General features: G+C 70.4%; 4 protein-coding genes and 1 pseudogene. 1 reads left to right on the plus strand and 4 read right to left on the minus strand.

From position 1 onward, the window contains the following. From D183_RS0110535 to D183_RS0110550, 4 genes are all read right to left on the minus strand, one after another. A partial coding sequence (locus D183_RS0110535) for an efflux RND transporter permease subunit (protein WP_017908955.1) occupies nucleotides 1-3,176 on the minus strand: 3,176 nt, incomplete at its 3' end. Then, nucleotides 3,173-4,294 carry an efflux RND transporter periplasmic adaptor subunit gene (locus D183_RS0110540; RefSeq protein ID WP_232757254.1) on the minus strand — a complete coding sequence of 374 codons (1,122 nt, stop codon included), beginning with the start codon at nucleotides 4,292-4,294 and terminating at the stop codon, nucleotides 3,173-3,175. The genes D183_RS0110540 and D183_RS0110535, both read right to left, overlap by 4 nt. A 419-nt stretch (nucleotides 4,295-4,713) precedes the next feature. Then, on the minus strand, nucleotides 4,714-5,037 hold the full coding sequence (locus tag D183_RS0110545; RefSeq protein WP_017908957.1) for a cupin domain-containing protein: 324 nt from the start codon (nucleotides 5,035-5,037) through the stop codon (nucleotides 4,714-4,716). Then, the gene (locus D183_RS0110550; protein WP_017908958.1) at nucleotides 5,034-5,657 is read right to left on the minus strand and encodes a cysteine hydrolase family protein; all 624 of its coding nucleotides are present in this window, start codon (nucleotides 5,655-5,657) and stop codon (nucleotides 5,034-5,036) included. Before D183_RS0110550 ends, D183_RS0110545 begins: the two co-directional genes overlap by 4 nt. A gap of 92 nt (nucleotides 5,658-5,749) precedes the next feature. Here D183_RS0110550 and D183_RS0110555 point away from each other — a divergent pair. Then, nucleotides 5,750-6,046: pseudogene (locus tag D183_RS0110555) on the plus strand (GlxA family transcriptional regulator); the annotation flags it as partial.

The raw sequence follows: 6,046 nt of genomic DNA on the forward strand, positions 1-6,046 counted from the left end.
GCCGACGGCGGCGCGGCGCCGTTGCGACGTGCGCGGCGGCGCGCCAGCCACTCGGCCATCGCGATGTGGAAGGCCGGGGTCAGGTACAGGGTCAGCGCCTGCGAGAACAGCAGGCCGCCGACCACCGCGATGCCGAGCGGGCGCCGCGCCTCGGCGCCGGCGCCGAAACCCAGCGCGATCGGCAACGAGCCCAGCACCGCCGCCAGGGTGGTCATCATGATCGGGCGGAAGCGCACCGTCGCCGCTTCCAGCATCGCCGCGCGCGGCTGCTGCCAGCGCGCATCGCCCGAGCGCTCCAGGTCCAGCGCGTAGTCCACCATCATGATGCCGTTCTTCTTGACCAGCCCGACCAGCAGGATCAGGCCGACGAAGCTGAAGAGATTGAGCTCCTGGCGGAACAGCACCAGCATGAGGATGGCGCCGAACCCGGCCAGCGGCAGCGAGGTCAGGATGGTGATCGGGTGCAGCGCGTTCTCGTACAGGATCGCCAGCACGCCGTAGATCAGCAGCACGGTGATCAGCAGCAGCATCGGCAGCGTCTTCATCGAATTCTCGAAAGCCTGCGCCGAGCCGGCGAACTGGCCGCTGATGGCGCGCGCGTCGTCCTTGCCCAGGGTCTGCGCCATCAGGTTGCCGATGCCGGCGGCGGCCTCGCCTAGCGACACGCCGGGCGCCAGGTTCATCGACAACGTCACCGCCGGCAAGCCGGCGTAATGGTTGATCGCCACCGGCCCCACGCCCATGCGCACGTCGGCCACCGCGCGCAGCGGCACCATCGGACCGCCGGCGGCGGTCAGCACCGCGCTGGTGCCGGAGCTGCTGTTGGAGGTCTGCGTGCCGATCGCGGTGATGCCGGGATTCTGGTTGCCGTTGAACGACAGCGCATCCAGGCCGTTGAGGTCGGCCTGCGCCGCGGGATCGACCTGCAGCAGCACTTCGTACTGATCGGTGTCGCCGTAGATGGTGCTGATCTTGCGGCCACCGTAGGCGCTGGCCAGGGTGTCCTGCAGGCCGGCGGCGGTGACGCCCAGCGCGGCGGCCTGCTCGCGGTGCAGCACCACCTCGATCTCCGGGTTCTTGAGCTGCAGGTCGCTCTGCGGATCCTGCACGTCGCGCAGTTGCCGCAGGCGCTGCAGGATGCTGTCGGACTGAGCGTACAGCGCCTTCTGGTCGGTGGATTGCAGCACGTACTGCAGCGACCCGTTCGAGGCCGTCGGCCCCATGTCGATCGCCGGCGGATTGCGCATGTTGAGGGTGATGCCCTGGATCGCGGCGACCTGCTTGCGCACGTCCTGGATCACCTCCTCGGCGCTGCCGCTGCGCTCGGACAGCGGCTTGAGCCCGATCAGCAGGCGCCCGCTGTTGCTGAGCGAATTGTCCGAGCCGATCACCGACTCCACGTTGGCCACGTTGGGATTGCGCTGGATGATCTTCACCACCGCCGCCTGCTTGGCCACAAAGTCGGCGAAGGCGGTGCCCTCGGGCACGCGGGTATCGCCGTCGATCTTTCCCGAATCGACCTGCGGGATGAAGCCCTTCTCGACCACGGCGTAGACACCGGCGGTGCCGACCAGGGTGGCCACACCGATGACGCACATCAGGCCGATGCGCTCGGTCGCCCAGGCCAGCGAGCGCGCGTAGCCGCGTTCGCTGGCCTCGACCAGCCGGTCGAAGCGCTCGAACACCCAGCCCGCGCTCTTCTTCGGGTCGAGCCAGCGGCTGGCGAGCATCGGCGTCAGGGTCAGCGAGACGATGCCGGACAGGATCACCGCGATCGCGATCACCATGCCGAACTCGGAGAACAACCGCCCGACCAGCCCGCCCATGAACACGATCGGCAGGAACACCGCCGACAGCGACACCGTCATCGACAGCACGGTGAAGCCGATCTCGCGCGAGGCGGCGATGGCCGCGTCCATGCGGCTGGCGCCCTGCTCGGCGTGGCGGACGATGTTCTCGATGACCACGATGGCATCGTCGACCACGAAGCCGACCGACAGGGTCAGCGCCAGCATCGAGATGTTGTCCAGACTGAAGTGCAGCAGGCGCATCACCGCGAAGGTGCCGATCAGCGAGGTCGGCAGCACCAGCGCCACGATCAGGGTCGCCATCCAGCTGCGCAGGAACAGCAGGATCACCACGATCACCAGCACCAGCGAGCCGACCAGGGTCCACTCCACGTCCTCCACCGACGCGCCGATGTAGTCGCCGCGGTCGTAGAGCACGTCGAGCTGGGCGTCGCCGGGCAGCTGCGCGCGGATTCCCGGCAGCGCCGCCTGGATGCCCTGGGTCACCGACAGCGTGTTGGCGCCGGGCTGGCGGTGGATGTTGATCTCGATCGCGCGCTGGCCGTTGAGCGAGGCGGCGGTCTGCAGGTTCTCGACGCTGTCCTCGGCATGGCCGACGTCGCGCAGGCGCACCGGCGCGCCGTCCGCGTAGCTCAGCACCATGGCGTCGAAATCGGCCGCGCGCTTGAGCTGGCCGTCGGCGCGCACGGTGTAGGACCGCGCGCGCCCCATCAGCGTGCCGGCCGGCGCATTGCTGTTGCCCGCCTGCACCGCCGACACCACCTGGTCGAAGCCCAGGTGGCGGGCGGCGAGCAGGTGCGGATTGACGAACAGGCGCACCGCGTACTTCTGCGCGCCGTTGACATCGATCTGGCCGGCGCCCGGCACCGAGGCCAGGCGCAGCGCCACGCGGTCCTTGGCGAACTGGTTGAGCAGCGGCAGCGCGATGGTCTTCGAGCGCAGGATCAGGTGCATGATCGGCGCGGCGCTGGGATCCTCCTTCTGGATCTGCGCCGGGTTGATCTCGCGCGGCAGCAGGCCGGCCGCCTGCGAGACCGCGTTCTGCACGTCCTGCGCGGCGGCATCGACATTGCGGCTCAACGCGAACTGCAACACGATGCGCGTACTGCCGACGCTGCTGGTCGAACTCATCGTGTCCAGCCCGGGCAGGCCGCTGAACTGGCGCTCCAGCGGCGTCGCCACCGCCGCGGCCATGGTCTCGGGATTGGCGCCGGGCAGCGACATGTTGACGGTGATGGTCGGGAAGCTGACGTCGGGCAGCTCGCTGACCGGCAGCGCGAAGTAGGCCATGCCGCCGGCCAGCACCAGCGCGATCATCAGCACCGAGGTCATCACCGCGCGGCGGATGAACAGCGCCGACAGATTCACGTATGCCGTCCGGTCGCCGCCGCGGTCGGCGTGGCGTGCTGGTTGCCGGATTGCACCGCGGTGCCGTCGCGCAGTTCGTTGGGCACGGTGAGGATGACGCGATCACCCACGCGCAGGCCCTTGGCGATCACCGCCTGCCCGTCGACCATCCGCGCCACGGTCAGCGGCCGCGACACGGCATGGCCCTCGACCACGCAGTACACGTACGGCCCCTGCTGTCCCTGCTGCAAGGCGCTCTCGGGCACCGACAGCGCCTGCGGGTCCTCGGCCAGGATCACCCGCACGGTGACGAACTGCCCCGGCCACAGCGTGGCGCCGGCGTTGGCGAAGCGTGCGCGCAGCTCCAGCGTGCCGCTGCTGGTGTCGAAGGCGTTGTCGAGGAACGCCACCTCGCCGCGCTCAAGCAGCGTGCCGTTCACCGCATCCAGCGCAAGTACCGGCAGCCCCAGGCCCTGGTGCCCCAGCGGCGCGGCGCGCACCGCATCGACCTGCACATGCGCCAGGGCGAAACGCACTTCGATCGGCGTGCTGACGTTGAGCGTGACCAGTGCGGTGCTGGACCCGCTGGACACCAGGTTGCCCGGCTTGACCGCGATGGCGCCTGCGCGGCCGTCGATGGGCGCGCGGACCTGGGTGTAGGCCAGCGACAGCTGGCTCTGCTCGACCTGCGCCTGGTCGGCGGCGACGGTGCCGCGCAGCGAGCGCAGCGTGTCGGCCGCCGTGGTGTAGGTCTTGGGATCGACCGCGCCGGTCCTGGACAGCTTGGCGTAGCGCGCCTCGGTATCGGCCGCATCCGCCGCCAGCGCCTGGTCGCGGGCAAGCGTGGCGCGCGCCTGCGCCAACGCCGCCCGCAGCGGACGCGGATCGATGGTGAACAGCAGTTGCCCGGCGTGGACCTGCTCGCCGTCATGGATCAGCACCGACTGCAGCACCCCATCGGCCTGCGCGCGCACCTCCACGGTCTGCGGCGACAACAGGGTGCCGGAGGTCTCGATGATGTCCGGCACCCGGTGCGGCGCGACGGTCATGGTCTGCACGCGCAAGGGTTCGGGCGCCGGCGCGGGCTGCTGGCGGTGTGCGCGCCAAACCCAGCCGCCAAGGATGAGCAGGCACAGCACCGCCAATCCGGCGAAGACAACGACCCGACCAAGACCGCGCGCCCTGCGTGGCGTTTGATAAGCGCTCGCGCGACGGCGTGGCGCGCGCAACGACATGACGTCGTCGGAAATGGCAGCAGGCCGCGCGGGATCCCGTCCCGCGCCGACGTTTGGGTGCTGCCCAGGGAACCGCCCATCGCTCTGGCTTCGCATGCCGGCCGCGTCCGCACTCGTGGTGATTGGCGATGCCGTGACACCAGGATCTCTGTGCGCACGCAGCGGCATAGCCTGCTCCAATGACGCCAGATCGCCAGTGATGGCTCCGTGATAGAACGCACATCAGAACGCGCAGTGTGCGTCGCCCTGTACACGCGTCATCGACGGCGGCACGTCCCGGGCGCTATCGAAGCCCCCGCCGGTCAGGAGCGGATCCCGAACGCTCACGGACTGCCGTCGCGCTCCACCACCAGCACCCGCGCCGGACCCTGCGGGTGCGCCACATGCTCGGTGCCTTCCGGCGCATGGAACACGTCGCCGGCTTGCAGCAGCGCCGCCTGCTCGGTGCCGTGCGCGCGCCAGCGCATCTGCACCTGCCCATCCAGCACCACGAATACTTCCGCCCCGTCGTTGACGTGCCAAACGTACGATTGGTCGGTCCAATGGATGCGCACGCCGATCCCGTCCAGCCGCGCCACCGGCAGCGCCTCCCAGGCGCGGCTGCCGGTGAACTCGCGCGCACGCAGCACCCGCGGCATGCCGCTCATGCCAGGTCCCGCGCGCGGCGGTTGGACTGCAGCACGTTGTCGCGCGGCAGCGGCTGCCCTGCCTGCACTGCCGCGATCCACTGCGCGGTGTCGGCGACCGCGGCGAAGTTGCTGTGGAACACCACCCCTAACACCCGGTGGATCTCCTCGGCGCTGGCCTGGCCGGCGGCGTTGGCATACGGCAGTGCGCCGCTGGCGTCGCCCAGCACTTCCACGGCCAACCCGCGGTGGAAGGCCTCGTACACGGTGGAGGCGTTGCAGTTGTGGGTCATGTAGCCGGCCACGGTCAGGGTGTCGATCGCCTGCGCGTGCAGCCAGGCGGCCAGGTCGGTGTCGGCGAACACGCTCGGCCGGGTCTTGCGCAGCAGCCGCGCATGCGGCCGCGCGGCGACCTGCGGGTGCAACGCCCAACCGGCGCTGCCGTCGGCGAACACCGGCGCCTGCGCCGGCGCGGTGTGCTGCACCACCAGCACCGGCACGCCGTGCGCCTGCGCCGCGTCCATCGCCTGCAGGATGTTGGGCAACGACTGCGCCACCGGCGGATGGGCGATGGGCAGTGCGCCGTCGAAGTACTCGTTCTGGACGTCGATGACCAGCAGGGCGCGGCGGGGAGAGGACATGCGGTGGCTCCAGGGCGAAGAGGCGGCCAGTGTCGGCGGCCGGAGGCGCGGCGACGAGTGGCCCGAAACACCGTTTTCGCTAGAATCGGGCCATGTCGCCGCATCGCCTCGCCGTGGTCGCCTTCGATCGCATCAGCCCTTTCCACCTGGCGGTGCCCTGCCAGGTGTTCGAGGCGCGGCCGGACACCGACCTGCCGGCCTTCGACCTGCGCGTGTGTGCCGCCGAGCCGGGGCTGCTGCGCACCGATGCCGGCTTCGCCATCCAGGTGCAGCACGGCCTGGAGGCGCTGGACGGTGCCGACACGGTGATCGTGCCGTCCTGGCGCGATGCCGCCGAGCCGGCGCCGGCGGCGCTGTGCCAGGCGCTGCGCCGCGCCCACGCCGCCGGC

The sequence above is a fragment of the Xanthomonas sp. SHU 199 genome, assembly GCF_000364665.1.
Lineage (GTDB): Bacteria > Pseudomonadota > Gammaproteobacteria > Xanthomonadales > Xanthomonadaceae > Xanthomonas_A > Xanthomonas_A sontii.

Excerpts from the sequence above, each read along its gene's own strand:
- D183_RS0110545 (WP_017908957.1), bottom strand. The coding sequence starts at position 5,037 with ATGAGCGGCATGCCGCGGGTGCTGCGTGCGCGCGAGTTCACCGGCAGC.
- D183_RS0110550 (WP_017908958.1), bottom strand. The coding sequence starts at position 5,657 with ATGTCCTCTCCCCGCCGCGCCCTGCTGGTCATCGACGTCCAGAACGAG.